Below are 14,764 nucleotides of genomic sequence, written 5' to 3' on the forward strand. Positions count from 1 at the left end.
GGTGGTCTTCGTGGAGAAAGAAGCGAAAATCAAGCGACAAGTCCAAGAGCAGTTCGGCAAAAACGCCAATGCCTATGTGACGAGCGAGACGCACGCAAAAGGGGAGGATCTTCCGCTCATCATCGAATGGACGCAGCCTCAACCGGAATGGGTGGTGCTGGATGTCGCGACTGGGGGAGGACATGTAGCCAAGACATTGGCTCCTCACTGCAAATGGGTAGTTGCTACCGATCTGACCGGACCGATGCTGGAAGCAGCGAGGGCGGCTCATCAAGCAGCGGGGTTGAGAAACATCGGCTATACGGTGGCTGACGCCGAACGCCTGCCTTTTCTCGCGGACTCCTTTGACGCTGTCTTGTGCCGAATTGCCGCCCATCACTTTCCCAACCCGGGAGCTTTTGTCCAGGAGGCAGCACGTGTACTTCGACCCGGCGGCGTGTTTGTCTTCATAGATAATATCGTTCCCGATTCAGAGGAAATAAGCAGCTTCATCAACCGTTTTGAGGCGATGCGAGACCCGAGTCACGTCCGCTGTCTCTCCCGCACGGAATGGATCAGCCTGGTGGAACAAGCAGGTCTGTCGGTCCAAAGGGAGCGGCAGCGAAAAAAACGGTTTTCCTTTCCCGAGTGGGTAGCACGGACGTCTGAATCGCGGGAGCAGGAAAAAGCCGTTGAACAGTTGCTCATACATGCTTCCAAGGACATTCACGACTATATGGGTGTGACGTTAATCGATGGGCGCGTAGCCGGGCATGAGATCGATGAATGGATGGCAGTCTGCAAAAAGGAAGTCTAAGGAAAAACGAGGAGAGATGCGAGATGCACACATGGTTGGGATTGGATCATGTACAATTGGCAGCGCCGGTCGGATGTGAGGAAGAGGCGCGAAGCTTTTTCAGCGGGATATTGGGAATGAAAGAGGTGCCCAAGCCGGAAGCACTGCGCAAACGGGGAGGGGTCTGGTTTCAATGCGGGCCGCAGACCATTCACATCGGGGCAGAGGAGGGGTTCACCCCAGCGAAAAAAGCGCATCCGGCCTTCCTTGTAAAAAATATCGAGGGATTGCGCCATCGTTTGCTCGAGGCGGGGGTGACGATAAAGCAGGGAGAAGAAATTCCGGGTGTCATTCGCTTTTTTGCAGATGATCCCTTCGGCAACAGGCTGGAGTTTATGGAGGTGACGACAGAATGAGCATTGATTTCCATGCATCCGAAAATCGAAGCTCGTATATCGGCCGTTCAGCCGACAAAGGCTGGCTGAAAGCGATGGCGGAAATCGTCAACCCTGTCGGCAAGAACGTGATCGATATCGGTTGTGGCGGCGGCATTTATACGGCAGGCTGGGCTGAGCTGGGAGCAGAGCGCGTCATGGGAGTCGACTTTTCTCAAGTCATGCTGGAAACCGCACGGGAGAACACCGCTTATTTGCCTCAAGTCTCCTTTCATTGGGGGGATGCTTGTCAGACTGGTCTTGCCGCCGGCTGTGCAGATATTGTCTTCGCCCGTGCCTTGATCCACCACCTGGACAGTGTAGACAGCTTTGTGGCGGAGGTGAACCGGATTTTGGCGCCGGGGGGGATGTGCATCATTCAGGATCGGACGATGGATGATGTATCCGTCCCCGGGTCGACAGAGCATTTGCGAGGGTATTTCTTTGAAGCGTTTCCCCGTCTGCTGCAGAAGGAGGAAAAGCGCCGCCCGTCTTTGACCGAGGTGCAAGCAGCTTTGAAAAATGCGGGCTTCTTCTCTGTACATACAAGCCAGATGTGGGAGATTCGGAAGAGATACAGCACTTGGACGGAGCTGGAAAGCGATCTTCGAAAAAGGACTGGACGCTCGATCCTCCACGAGCTGAATGATGACGAACTGGAAAAGCTCATCTCCTTCGTCAAAGAGAAGCTGGGCGGTCTGCTGCCGATCGTCGAACAGGATCGCTGGACCATTTGGAGGGGAGTAAAGGGATAAATGGCATAATTGTGAAATCGTCTGTCACAATTCCTGATTCGACTTGTATACGTCTGGGGTATTCTATATAATGAAGGTGCTATTCTCTTCCCGTACGTTTTACTTTTTGCCAAAGGAGTTGTGTAGTTCATGAAAGTAACTCTGTTTGATTTTCTCATGTTCGTGTTCACGTTCTTCATCGCGATGGGTGTTTTCCGTTCGATCCGGGCGAAAAATAAATTCGCGGTTGGCTTTGGAATCATTGCCCTCGCCGTATTCCTCTTTGCAGATGGCTTGATCATTTACTTTGCAACGAAAGGCGCGTAAAGCCGGAGGATACATATGTTCAAGAGACTGTGCGCATACTCGCACAGTCTCTTTTTCATTTTCTGGAAAAACCTGCATGGCCATCCTCCATTTTTCGCATAATAAGGATGGAGGTGGGACAGGTGGGCAAGCAGCGATGGCCTCACAGGTTTTCATACGTCGGGAAGATTGCGGCAGACCGGAAAACGAAGAACCTTTGCAACCGGATCAATCCTTCAGACATTGCTGTCGTCGATCACCCGGATATGGATGAGATTGCCGCTCTGGCACTTGTGAGAGCGAATGTGCGAGCCGTCATAAACCTCTCACCGTTTTTGACAGGGACATACCCGGCTGAAGGCGCCAGACGCCTGTTGGAGGCTGGCATCCCTCTCTATGAAACAGCCAGCGCAGACAAAAGCATATTGGATCAAGCGGATGGCAGACCCGGGGCTGTATGGAAAGAACAACTGTGGGTTTGCTCTGACAAGGGCTGGTTTCGTCAAGCTGAGCTGAGACGGCTGACCACAAAGGAGATCGGCCAGCGATGGCAAGAAGCAAATGAGCGATTGGATGACGTCCTGTCCGCTTTTATCGACAATACGTTGAGATACGCGAGTGCAGAAAAAGAGTGGTTTTTGCGCCCGCTGAAAAAACTCCCGCTGCATACGAGGCTTTCTGACCGCCATGTCGTCGTGGTCGTCAGAGGCCGGCATTACCGGGAAGATTTGCGGATGCTTTCCTCTTACATTCGCGATTACAATCCTGTTTTGATTGCGGTGGACGGGGGAGCGGATGCTTTGCTGGAAAACGGCTACATCCCCGATATGATCGTAGGGGATATGGATAGTGTCACAGATCAAGCATTGCTGTCAGGTGCAGAGATAGTCGTGCACGCTTTTCAAGACGGGCAGGCTCCCGGGAAGGCAAGAGTGGAGAGGCTGGGGATCAGCTGCCATTTGCTGCCCGCGCCGGGGACGAGCGAAGACATTGCCATGCTGCTCGCCTTTGAGGAAAAAGCCAAATTGATTGTTACGATCGGTACACATTCCACGATGATCGATTTTCTCGAAAAAGGGAGAAAGGGCATGGCGAGCACGCTGCTGGTAAGGACCAAAATCGGTTCCAGGCTGATCGATGCCAAAGGCGTCAGCCAATTGTATCAGCCGCGCTGGTCATGGAATTGGACCGGGTGGCTGGTAGCGGCCACACTCGTGCCGGTCATGGCGGTTCTCTCGCTTCATCCCATCACCCGGCATGTCATGCAGTTGTGGTGGATGCAGTGGAGGAGCTGGGCATTTTTAGGAGGGTAGGCATGATTCCTTTTCGTCATCACCTGATTTCGCTTGTGGCCGTATTCTTTAGTCTCGGGATTGGCATTTTGCTCGGAGGAATGACAGGCCACTCGTGGTTTTCCGTCGAGGAGCAGGCTGTGCTCAGCAAAATGGAGACGAGGTATAGCCAGGCTCTCAAAAGCAACAATGAACTGAAGCAGCAGTTAAATCGGCTTTTGATCGAGATGGAGCGAAACAATGAAGAGGCTGCCCATCTGATGGCAGTCCGTTACGCTGACGCCATGCAGGGCAACAAGGTGTATGTCTGGCAGTCCCCGGAGCTCCAAATCGGCAGACTACTGCGGTTGTTTGAGCAGGTCGGCGTTGAGATCGTTCCGTACGGTCAAGGCAGTGTTCCGTTGGATGGACCGATTCTCGCGCTGGGGAAAACGAAGCCAGACTGGTTGGAACAGCTTCCGGGCGAATGCCGCTGGTTATTTGTGGACAAGGTGCCAGAGACCTTCTCCCAGCAATGGGGGCTGTTGGATCGGGTGCAAAAACTGATGGCGGAGATGAGAGTGGAACGTGAAAAGAGTTAGTGTCATCGTCCCGGCTTACAATGAGGCAGAGTGGATTGTCCCGACTCTGGCGGCGATACGGCAGCGCCTTGTTTGCGACGAGGTGATCGTTGTCGATGACGGGAGCGCGGATCAGACTGCGTTACTGGCCGAGGAGTGGGCAGACCGCATCATCCGGCATCCGGTCAATCTGGGAAAAGGGGCGGCTCTGCAAACCGGCTGGAGACAGTCCAGCGGCGAGGTGCTTTTGTTTTTGGACGGAGATTTGAAAGAGAGCGCGGGGGAAGCCAACCTGCTGCTTGCCCCGGTCATAAACGATGAATGCGACATGGCTATCGCCGTGCTGCCGGCGCTGCGGCGGAAGGTCGGCTTGGGCCTGGCAAAGGGATTGGCCCGAGGGGGGATACGGGCACTCACCGGATTTTCTTCGGAGGCGCCGCTATCCGGTCAACGGGCAGTGAAACGACAGGTGCTGGAACGCATTGGTCAATTGGAAGGAGGCTTTGGAATCGAAGTGGGACTGACCATCGAAGCGCTCCGCTGCGGGTACCGCTTGACCGAAGTTCCTGTACCTTTTACGCACCGGCAGACGGAAAATGATTGGACAGGCTATCGGCATCGGGGAAAGGAATTCGTTGAAATCGGGAAGGCATTGGGGAGAAAATGGTGGGAGGGAGTGCGTTGGACGCGAACCTGACGAGCGCCTGGGTCCTGGGAGTGGCAGGGCCTTTTTTGTTGCACCGGTTCTATTTTCGCGCCGCATGGGAAAAGCTGCATAATGCCGCTATCACCAGAACCAACTACAGAGGCGAACAAGTGGTTACGGCTGGAGGAGTGATACTGGCTGGGTACGCGGGATTGATCCAATTTGCCCTGTTGGCCTGGGGAGCGGCTTCGGGCTGGAGCTACCAAATGCTTGAATCCGGGCTGCTGCTTTTCTTCGGATCTCTCGCCGTGGCATTATGCGGCTGGCTTGACGACCGTTCGGCAGATAAAGCGCCGAAAGGCTTTCGCGGGCATCTGGGGGTTCTCTGGCGGGAACGGCGAATGACGAGCGGCATGTGGAAGGCATTCGGGGGAGGCGGGACCGCTTTGGCCGTCAGCCTGTTCCTTTTTACCGGCATACCGGGGATCATCGTCGGAACCGGTCTTTTGGCGCTTTCCCCCAACCTGTTAAACCTGTTTGACGTCAGGCCAGCCCGGGCGATTAAGGTATTTTGGCTTTTGATCGCCGCAGCTGCCTTGTGCATGCCGATGTCCGCGGCTGCTGCAGCTTGCTGGATTTGGATATTGCCGGTCTTGACCGCAAGTGTTCTCTTGTTTCCGTACGATGCACAGGCTTGCTTGATGCAAGGGGACACGGGAGCCAATTATCTCGGGTTTGTTGCGGGCTTTGCGCTCGTGACAAGCGTTCCGTTCGGTGGACAACTGGCGCTTTTGCTATTTTTCGCAGGGCTGCACCTTTTGGCCGAGTTCGTTTCGTTTTCCCGGGTGATCGAAAACACGCGCTGGCTCAATCGATTGGATGAGTGGGGAAGATCTGCGGAGACAAAATAAAAAAACCGGGAAGCATACCCGGTTTCTGACGTTTGGTCTGTTGCTCGATCATATCCTAATCTTCTTCCGGCTCGCGCTTCATAAACCGGGGTTGGACGCGGTTGCGCTTGCGGTCGTGATGCAGGACAAAGCCGGCGATGAAAAGGACCGGAACGACAAACAACAACACGCCCAAGACGAACTGTCCCCAGAGAAATCCGGTCTCCGATGATACCGAGTAGAAAAATGCATCGCGGATGAGCTTTATCCCAAACATGGCGATCAGTGCCGGGACGACCATGATCAACAGAGCTACCAGTTTCTGACCGATCAAGGGTGTTTCTCCCCTTTCCATCATGCTACCTTCCCATCATATCGGATGGGTAGCTCCTTGTCCAACATCTCCTGTGCATTCCAGCCGGGTTGAGTTACAATGGAAACAGTTTGATTCACTGGAAAGAGGGATTGTTTGCATGCACAAGCTGCTCATCGTTGGAGCCGGCCAGGGAGGAACAGCGCTCTTGAAAATGCTTAGCAATATGGAGCGGATGAAAATCGTGGCCGTCGTGGATGAGCGGGCGGATGCGCCAGGACTTGTCCTCGCCCGCTCTTTGGGAATTGAAGTGGGAACTGACTTTCGTCCGTATTTGTCGAGCGACATCGACGTGATACTGGAGGCGACCGGAGACTCTGCGGCATTCGAAGAAATTTTGCGTCTCAAACAGGAAAAAACGGTGTTAATCCCCGGAACATTTACAGCAATCATCATGAAATTGATAAGTGAACGGGACGAATTGATTGCAGCCTTGACGCAAAACCAGCGCGAGCGGGAAATCATGCTGAACTCTACCCATGACGCGATCATCGCGGTCAACAGGGAAGGGATCGTCACTCTTTTCAACAGAGCGGCAGAACGCCTGATGGGCATTGAAGCCCACGCTGTATTGGGAACGGCAGTTTCCGAGCGCATACCCAATACCCGATTACATATTGTATTAGAGACGGGACAGCCAGAGTTGAACCAGGAGCAGATCCTGCCGAATCAGACGCGGATCATTACCAACCGGGTACCTGTTCGAAACGAACGGGGCGAGGTGGCGGGAGCAGTCGCGATCTTCCGGGATATTACCGATATCATGGCGCTGGCCGAGGAAGTAACCGATCTGAAGGAATTGAAAAGCATGCTTCAGGCGATCATCAATTCTTCGGATGAGGCCATTTCCGTTGTGGATGCAAAAGGAAACGGCCTTTTGATCAACCCGGCGTACACGCGGATTACCGGTTTGACTCATCAGGACGTGATCGGCAAGCCAGCCACTGTCGACATTTCCGAAGGCGACAGCATGCACATGCAGGTGCTGAAAACAAAGAAGCCTGTGCGCGGCGTACATATGAAGCTGGGACCGAAGAGCAGAGACGTGGTGGTAAACGTCGCTCCAGTCATGGTAGACGGAGAATTAAAGGGAAGCGTCGGGGTCATCCATGACGTCTCGGAGATTAAGCGTTTGACCGAAGAACTGGAGACGGCCCACCGGATCATCAGGACGCTGGAAGCGAAGTACAGCTTTGAAGACATCATCGGGTACAGCGAGCCGATGCAGGCGGCGCTCGAGCAAGCGCAAAAAGCGGCATTGACACCTGCCACAGTGCTGCTGCGCGGCGAATCCGGCACGGGAAAGGAGCTGTTTGCCCACGCCATCCACAATGCGAGCAGCCGCAAGTATAAACAGTTTATTCGCGTCAACTGCGCAGCCATTTCCGAGAATCTTTTGGAAAGCGAGCTGTTCGGATACGAAGAGGGCGCATTTACCGGAGCCAAACGAGGCGGCAAGCGCGGATTGTTCGAGGAGGCCAGCGGCGGGACCATTTTCCTTGATGAGATCGGCGAGCTGTCGATGAGCATGCAGGTAAAGCTGTTGCGCGTTCTCCAGGAGCGGGAAGTAGTCAGGGTTGGTGGTACGAAGGCGGTTGAAATCGATGTGAGGGTCATCGCGGCTACACATGTCAATTTGGAATCTGCGATTTCGTCCGGCCGTTTTCGCGAGGATTTGTACTACCGGCTTCATGTCGTCCCCATTTACATACCGCCGCTCCGTCAGCGATTGGAGGACATCCAGCCGCTGGCCAAGCATCTGGTGCGAAAATACAACCAGGAATACGGAAGAAATGTGGAGGACATCGCGGCAGGCACTTTGCAAATGCTGCTTGCCTACCAGTGGCCGGGCAACGTCAGGGAGCTGGAAAATGTGCTGGGGCGGGCCATGATCCACATGAAGTTCGGCGAGCGAGTCATTCTGCCAGAGCACTTGCCCCCCTTGGAGAGAAGGAGCGTACAGTCCGCCGCTTTGACACCGCATTTGCAGATGGAACAGGCTTCCGGCAAGACATTGAAGGAAGCGATGGATGAAGCGGAGCGGGCACATATTTTGCGAGAGCTTGCCGCAGCAAAGGGAAACCGGACGCTGGCGGCGAAGAGGCTCGGGATTTCGATCCGCAGTCTTTACTACAAGCTGGACAAGTGCGGCATATCTGATGAACAGCCGTAATGAACAATAAGTGCAGGCGAATATCCGTGATCAAATTGTGAGCAATCGGGCTGAACAGAGACATAACTGCAATTTTTTGCATGCAAAACATTGCTTGATCCTGCAAAAATGTGCAGAATAGAGGGCAGGCCCAAAAAACAACTGTAGAAAAATGAAGCGCTTTCAAACTGGGGATTTTTTGGCACGATAATTGCAACGTGGTACATTGCTGGGAAATTCTCCAATAGGAGACCTCAGACAAGCAGCACGATCGACGCAAATGAACAAACTAGGGAGGTTTCTTCATGAACATCTTTGACTACATGCAAAAGTACGACTACGAACAGCTTGTTTTTTGCCAGGATGAGAATTCCGGACTGAAAGCAATCATCTGCATTCACGATACAACATTGGGGCCTGCATTGGGCGGCACCCGCATGTGGCCGTACAAAACGGAAGAGGAAGCGATTATCGACGTGCTCCGCTTGGCTCGCGGCATGACCTATAAAAATGCCGGAGCCGGCCTGAACATCGGCGGCGGAAAAGCGGTCATCATCGGCGATCCGCGCAAAGACAAGAGCGAAGAGCTGTTCCGTGCCTTTGGCCGTTACATTCAAGGCTTGAATGGCCGCTACATTACAGCCGAAGACGTAGGTACGACTGTTGCCGATATGGATATGATCCACCTTGAGACTGATTATGTAACAGGCGTATCTCCAGCCTTTGGCTCCAGCGGCAACCCTTCTCCTGTGACTGCCTACGGCGTGTACCGCGGGATGAAAGCCGCTGCCAAGCTCGCGTATGGCAGCGACGACCTGTCTGGCCGCGTAGTAGCGGTTCAGGGCGTGGGGAACGTAGCCTACAACCTCTGCCGCCATCTGCACGAAGAAGGCGCACACCTGATTGTTACCGACATCAATGAAGAAAACGTAAACCGCGCTGTCAACGATTTTGGCGCCAAAGCAGTAGGCGTGGACGAAATTTTCGGCGTGGACTGCGATATTTTCTCTCCATGCGCCCTGGGAGCCATCGTCAACGACGACACGATCCCGCTTTTGAAGGCGAAAGTAATTGCAGGAGCGGCCAACAATCAGTTGAAAGAAGAAAGACATGGCGATATGATTCATGAGATGGGCATCATCTACGCACCCGATTACATCATCAATGCCGGCGGCGTGATCAATGTAGCCGACGAGCTGCAAGGCTACAACCGCGAGCGCGCACTGAAAAAGGTAGAGACGATTTACGACAACATCCTGAAAGTATTTGAAATCGCTGAACGCGACGGGGTGCCTTCCTACAAAGCGGCAGACCGCATGGCCGAAGAACGCATCGCCAGCCTGGCCAAATCGCGCAGCACCTTTTTGCAAAATGGAAAATCGGTTTACCACCGGTAAGCTGATCGTATAAAAAGTACTTATTTCCGGGGCCGCACCTGCTCGCAAAGCAGGCGGTTCCGGTATACATAACCTACTTGTACCTGTTATTATGATCTAGTCATATGAGCAGCCATTTACTGATCGTCCAGCAAGCCACTGACGGTCATGGCGCGTTCACAAGCAATGCAGTTTGCCATCAGAGGGGGAAGAAAAACATGTCGCAGGAATATGATCTCGTCGTGTTGGGAGGAGGAACGGGGGGCTACGTAGCAGCAATCCGTGCCTCACAGCTGGGAATGAAGGTAGCTGTCGTGGAAAAGGGCAAAATGGGTGGCACCTGCCTTCATCGCGGCTGCATTCCCTCCAAGGCGCTGCTTAGAAGTGCGGAAGTATTTGCTACGCTGAAAGAGGGAGACAAATACGGAGTCACGGCTGAAAAGATCGGCCTTGATTTTGCGCGCGTTCAAGCTCGCAAAGAGGGAATCGTCGAGCAATTGCACAAAGGCATCCAGTATTTGATGAAAAAAGGCAACATTACGGTAATCGAAGGATTTGGCCGCGTCATGGGTCCCTCTATCTTTTCGCCGCAGGCAGGCGCAGTCCGGATCGAAACGCCGTCTGGCGAACAGGAAATGCTGGTGCCGCGCTTTTTGCTTCTCGCTACCGGTTCGAGACCCCGTACGCTTCCAGGACTGACGATCGACGGAAAGCAAGTTGTGACCAGCGACGAAGCGCTGCAATGGGAGCAGCTACCCTCTTCGGTGGTCATTGTCGGCGGTGGTGTCATCGGGATCGAATGGGCCTCGATGCTGAATGATTTCGGCGTTGAGGTCACAGTCGTCGAGTACGCAGACAGGATTTTGCCGACCGAAGATGAGGAAATCAGCAAGGAAATGGCACGTCTGCTGAAGAAACGGAAAATAAACATCGTGACAGGAGCCAGGGTGCTGCCGGAATCACTGGAAACATCAGAGGGAAAGGTAGCCATTCAAGCTGAAACCGCAGGCGGCGTGCAGAGCTTTTCTGCCGAAAAACTGCTCGTGTCCGTTGGCAGACAGGCCAACGTGGAAAATATCGGCCTGGAAGCGACAGAAATCAAGGTGGAAAACGGCTTTATCAGCGTGAACGAATACTTCCAGACCGCCGAGTCCCATATTTACGCGATCGGCGATGTGATCGGCGGTCTGCAGCTCGCTCATGTGGCATCGCACGAAGGGATTCTCGCCGTCGAGCACATGGCAGGTCTAGCTGTCGAGCCGCTTGATTACACCAAGGTGCCGAAATGCACGTACGGCAGGCCCGAAGTTGCGAATGTCGGCTTGACCGAGGCGGAGGCCCGCAGTCAGGGCTTTGACGTAAAAGTGGGCAAATTCAGTTTCAAGCCGCTCGGAAAAGCGCTGGTGCACGGTGAAAACGACGGCTTTGTCAAAATCATAGCCGATGCGAAGACAAACGATTTGCTCGGCGTGCACATGATCGGTCCGCATGTCACCGACATGATTTCCGAGGCCGGGCTGGCACGCGTGCTGGACGCGACGCCATGGGAAATCGGACATACCATACATCCCCATCCGACTTTGTCGGAAGCCATCATGGAGGCTGCTTTGGCAGTAGACGGAAAGGCAATTCACAGCTAGCGAAAATGATAAGGAGGGTATCCGAACATGACAAGCAAACGGCATGAAGAAGTAGGCTTGACTGACGCGCAAGTGCTGGAAATGTATTATTACATGCTGCTGGCTCGCAAAATCGATGAGCGTCAGTGGCTGTTGAACCGGGCGGGAAAAGTGCCATTCGTCATTTCCTGCCAGGGGCAGGAGGCTGCACAGGTTGGCGCTGCGTTTGCGCTGGAAAAAGGGAAGGACTACCTGTGTCCTTACTACCGTGATCTCGGATTAGTCCTGGTATTTGGTCAATCAGCAAGAGATTGCATGCTTTCCGCATTTGCCAAAGCCGAGGACCCGAACAGCGGCGGCCGGCAGATGCCAGGTCACTTCGGTGGCAAAAAATGGAATATCCTGACAGGCTCGAGCCCTGTGACCACGCAGGTACCTCATGCAGTCGGAATCGCACTGGCCGGCAAAATGCAAAAGAAAGACCACGTTGTCTACACCTCGTTCGGAGAAGGCTCCAGCAACCAGGGGGATTTTCACGAAGGAGCAAACTTTGCGGGTGTGCACAAGCTTCCCGTCATCTTTTTCTGTGAGAATAACAAATACGCCATTTCCGTTCCGCTGAAAAAGCAGTTGGGCTGCGAAAGTGTGGCTGACCGTGCGATCGGCTACGGCTTCCCTGGTGTCAGCGTCGACGGCAATGATCCGATCGAGGTCTACCGCGTCACGAAGGAAGCGGTGGAGCGAGCTCGTTCCGGCCAGGGCCCGACTCTGATCGAAGCAGTCATGTACCGTCTGGTCCCTCATTCCAGCGATGACGATGATCGCACCTATCGCACGCGGGAAGAAGTGGAAGAAGCGAAGAAAAAGGACCCGATCCTCGTATTTGGCAACTATCTGAAAGAGGTAGGACTTCTCGATGATGCCAAGGAACAGGAGCTGCTGTCCCGTGTTCAGAAGGAAGTCGACGAGGCTACAGATTATGCCGAACAGGCGCCTTATCCGACACCTGAATCTACGCTTACCCACGTATACGGGGAATAAGGGGGAATCCAAATGGCAGTCATCTCATTTATTGATGCGATCACTATGGCGATGCGTGAGGAAATGCGCCGCGATCCGGGTGTGTTTGTCCTGGGGGAAGACGTCGGCGTTCGGGGTGGCGTCTTTCGGGCCACAGTGGGACTGATCGAGGAATTCGGCGAAGAACGCGTGATTGACACGCCGCTCGCCGAGTCGGCAATTGTCGGTGTTGGAATTGGCGCTGCCGCATACGGGATGCGTCCGATCGCCGAAATTCAGTTTGCTGATTTTATCATGCCTGCTGTCAACCAGATCGTCAGCGAAGCGGCGAAAATGCGCTACCGCTCCAATGGCGACTGGACCTGCCCGATTACCATCCGCGCTCCATTTGGAGGCGGGGTGCACGGTGCACTGTACCATTCCCAATCGGTGGAAGCGATGTTTACGAATGTACCCGGGCTAAAGGTAGTGGCGCCTTCTACGCCGTACGATGCAAAAGGCCTGCTGAAGGCGGCCATCCGCGATAACGATCCCGTCCTCTTTTTCGAGCACAAGCGCTGCTATCGCTTGATAAAAGGAGAAGTGCCGGAAGAAGATTACGTGCTGCCGATCGGCAAGGCGGATGTCAAACGGGAAGGAACGGACATTACAGTCATCTCCTACGGCCTGACGCTGCATTTTTGCTTGCAGGCCGCTGAAAAGCTGGCTCAGGAAGGCATCAGCGCGCATGTACTCGACTTGCGGACACTGTACCCGCTCGACAAGGAAGCTATCGTCGAAGCCGCTTCCAAGACCGGAAAAGTATTGATTGTTCACGAGGACAACAAAGAGGGCGGCGTAGGCGGTGAAGTGGCTGCGATCATTGCGGAGCATTGCCTGTTTGACCTCGATGCTCCGATCAAACGTCTGTGCGGTCCTGATGTGCCGGCCATGCCATACAGTCCGCCAATGGAAAAATACTTTATGTTGAATCCGGACAAAGTGCTGGAAGCAATGCGGGACCTGGCCCACTTTTAAAACCAAGGAGGACCATCGAACATGGCGACAAAAGTGCTAATGCCCCAACTGGGAGAAAGTGTGACAGAGGGCACCATTACCAAGTGGCTGGTGAAAGTGGGAGATCAGGTCAAAAAATACGATCCGCTTGCTGAAGTCTCCACGGACAAGGTAAATGCGGAAGTGCCTTCCGCGGTTGCCGGCCGCGTGACGGAGATCGTTGTGCCCGAAGGTGACACGGTTGCGATCGGTACCTTGATCTTGTACATCGAAGAAGAGGGGGGAGGGGCCGATCAGCCGGAAAATACCCCCGCTGTCAACAGTGCTGACACCAGCCAGCAGGCAAAAACGGTTCCTGCTCAAGCGGCAGAAGGCAGGGCGGCTGTTTCGGCCAATCTGGCGGCCAATGCTGCTCCAGCTGCAGCAGGGCAGGCTGTTTCCGGAGTAGGTCCGGACACGAACGGTCAACAGGCCCAGCGCGGAAAACAACGCTTTTCCCCAGCCGTGATGAGGCTTGCCCAGGAGCATGGAATTGATCTGTCCCGCGTGCAGGGAACGGGGATGGAAGGGCGCGTGACGCGCAAGGATATTCAAGCGATCATTGACAACGGCGGACAGCCGGCTGCGGCAGCCCCAGAGGCAGCGCCGGTTGTGAATACGCCAGTAGGGGTGCCGACTTCCGCGGCAGTGGGGCAAAGCCCGCAGCCCGTCCAGGCAGCAGCAAGGGAAGTTCCCGCAGCCGCAGGCGATCAGATCATCCCGGTCACGCCCATTCGCAAGACGATCGCAAACCGCATGGTGCAGAGCAAACACGAGGCACCCCATGCGTGGACGATGGTAGAAGTAGACGTGACCAAGCTCGTCGCTTTCCGCAATCAGGTAAAAGACGAATTTAAACGCAAAGAAGGAGTAAACCTCACCTTCCTGCCGTTCTTTATCAAGGCGGTAGTCGAAGCGCTGAAGGAGTACCCGATGATCAATTCCACCTGGGCTGGGGATAAAATCATCGTCAAGAAAAACATCAACATCTCGATCGCCGTGGCGACAGAGGATGCTCTGTTCGTTCCGGTCATCAAGGACGCGGATCAGAAGTCGATTCTCGGCATCGCCAAGTCGATCGAAGATTTGGCGGCGAAGACGAGGGCAGGCAAATTGTCCGTAGATGACATGTCCGGAGGGACGTTTACGGTAAACAATACGGGCTCGTTTGGCTCGGTCCTGTCGATGCCGATCATCAATTCGCCGCAGGCGGCGATCCTCAGCGTCGAGTCGATCGTGAAGCGGCCTGTCGTGATCGATGACATGATTGCCGTCCGCTCGATGGTGAACCTGTGCCTCTCGCTGGATCACCGGGTTCTCGACGGACTGGTGTGCGGCCGTTTCCTGCAAAGCGTCAAGCAAAAGCTGGAGGCGATCGGGCCGGATACAAAGCTGTACTGATCGACAAAAACAACGCTGTGCCAGCAGCAGGAGGGATGGACTTCTCTCTTGCTTCTGGCTTTTTATTTTTTCGTGTAACTGCTTTGTAACCTTTTGCCATGTTGCTTCGTCATACCATATGAATGCTGTCATGCCTATCATTTTTATGCGA

At 54.3% G+C, this 14,764-nt stretch carries 15 protein-coding genes; 14 read left to right on the forward strand and 1 reads right to left on the reverse strand.

Going from position 1 to position 14,764, the window contains the following annotated elements:
- The first annotated feature begins 10 nt into the window (after positions 1 to 10).
- The 8 genes from NST37_RS10860 to NST37_RS10895 all read left to right on the forward strand — a co-directional run bounded on the left by NST37_RS10860 (position 11) and on the right by NST37_RS10895 (position 5,658).
- A complete protein-coding gene (locus tag NST37_RS10860; protein WP_024984910.1) occupies positions 11 to 796 on the forward strand; it encodes a class I SAM-dependent methyltransferase in 786 nt (261 codons plus the stop codon).
- A 23-nt stretch (positions 797 to 819) separates the two neighbouring features.
- Positions 820 to 1,191, forward strand: a complete 372-nt coding sequence (locus NST37_RS10865; RefSeq protein WP_039070841.1) for a VOC family protein — start codon at positions 820 to 822, stop codon at positions 1,189 to 1,191.
- A complete protein-coding gene (locus NST37_RS10870; protein ID WP_003387233.1) occupies positions 1,188 to 1,964 on the forward strand; it encodes a class I SAM-dependent methyltransferase in 777 nt (258 codons plus the stop codon). The genes NST37_RS10865 and NST37_RS10870 overlap by 4 nt, the downstream gene beginning before the upstream one ends.
- 129 nt (positions 1,965 to 2,093) lie before the next feature.
- The gene (locus tag NST37_RS10875) at positions 2,094 to 2,270 is read left to right on the forward strand and encodes a DUF2759 family protein (RefSeq protein WP_081607723.1); all 177 of its coding nucleotides are present in this window, start codon (positions 2,094 to 2,096) and stop codon (positions 2,268 to 2,270) included.
- 122 nt (positions 2,271 to 2,392) lie between these two features.
- Positions 2,393 to 3,562 carry a putative cytokinetic ring protein SteA gene (gene steA / locus NST37_RS10880; protein ID WP_339186658.1) on the forward strand — a complete coding sequence of 390 codons (1,170 nt, stop codon included), beginning with the start codon at positions 2,393 to 2,395 and terminating at the stop codon, positions 3,560 to 3,562.
- Between the two features lie 2 nt (positions 3,563 to 3,564).
- Entirely contained in the window at positions 3,565 to 4,122 is a 558-nt protein-coding gene (locus NST37_RS10885) for a copper transporter (RefSeq protein ID WP_003387229.1), read from the forward strand.
- Entirely contained in the window at positions 4,109 to 4,798 is a 690-nt protein-coding gene (locus NST37_RS10890; RefSeq protein WP_339186660.1) for a glycosyltransferase family 2 protein, read from the forward strand. The genes NST37_RS10885 and NST37_RS10890 overlap by 14 nt, the downstream gene beginning before the upstream one ends.
- On the forward strand, positions 4,783 to 5,658 hold the full coding sequence (locus NST37_RS10895) for a hypothetical protein (RefSeq protein ID WP_003387227.1): 876 nt from the start codon (positions 4,783 to 4,785) through the stop codon (positions 5,656 to 5,658). Before NST37_RS10890 ends, NST37_RS10895 begins: the two co-directional genes overlap by 16 nt.
- Positions 5,659 to 5,713: 55 nt before the next feature.
- Here the strand turns inward: NST37_RS10895 and NST37_RS10900 are convergent, their stop codons facing one another.
- Positions 5,714 to 5,971, reverse strand: a complete 258-nt coding sequence (locus NST37_RS10900) for a DUF2627 domain-containing protein (protein ID WP_024984916.1) — start codon at positions 5,969 to 5,971, stop codon at positions 5,714 to 5,716.
- A 139-nt stretch (positions 5,972 to 6,110) separates the two neighbouring features.
- Between NST37_RS10900 and NST37_RS10905 the strand changes: the two genes are divergently transcribed.
- From NST37_RS10905 to NST37_RS10930, 6 genes are all read left to right on the forward strand, one after another.
- Positions 6,111 to 8,183 (forward strand): sigma-54-dependent Fis family transcriptional regulator, encoded by a 2,073-nt coding sequence (locus NST37_RS10905; protein ID WP_003387225.1) that lies wholly within the window; start codon positions 6,111 to 6,113, stop codon positions 8,181 to 8,183.
- Between the two features lie 284 nt (positions 8,184 to 8,467).
- Positions 8,468 to 9,559: a Glu/Leu/Phe/Val dehydrogenase dimerization domain-containing protein gene (locus tag NST37_RS10910; RefSeq protein WP_003387224.1), complete on the forward strand. Its 1,092-nt coding sequence runs from the start codon at positions 8,468 to 8,470 to the stop codon at positions 9,557 to 9,559.
- A 197-nt stretch (positions 9,560 to 9,756) separates the two neighbouring features.
- Positions 9,757 to 11,178, forward strand: coding sequence for a dihydrolipoyl dehydrogenase (gene lpdA / locus NST37_RS10915; protein ID WP_003387223.1), 1,422 nt, complete (start codon positions 9,757 to 9,759; stop codon positions 11,176 to 11,178).
- A gap of 27 nt (positions 11,179 to 11,205) precedes the next feature.
- Positions 11,206 to 12,198, forward strand: a complete 993-nt coding sequence (locus tag NST37_RS10920) for a thiamine pyrophosphate-dependent dehydrogenase E1 component subunit alpha (protein WP_003387221.1) — start codon at positions 11,206 to 11,208, stop codon at positions 12,196 to 12,198.
- A gap of 12 nt (positions 12,199 to 12,210) precedes the next feature.
- A complete protein-coding gene (locus NST37_RS10925) occupies positions 12,211 to 13,194 on the forward strand; it encodes an alpha-ketoacid dehydrogenase subunit beta (RefSeq protein ID WP_003387220.1) in 984 nt (327 codons plus the stop codon).
- A gap of 21 nt (positions 13,195 to 13,215) precedes the next feature.
- Positions 13,216 to 14,613, forward strand: coding sequence for a dihydrolipoamide acetyltransferase family protein (locus NST37_RS10930; protein WP_339186662.1), 1,398 nt, complete (start codon positions 13,216 to 13,218; stop codon positions 14,611 to 14,613).
- The last annotated feature ends 151 nt before the right edge of the window (positions 14,614 to 14,764 follow it).

The organism is Brevibacillus sp. FSL K6-6036 (assembly GCF_037964015.1).
Classification (GTDB): Bacteria; Bacillota; Bacilli; order Brevibacillales; family Brevibacillaceae; genus Brevibacillus; species Brevibacillus borstelensis.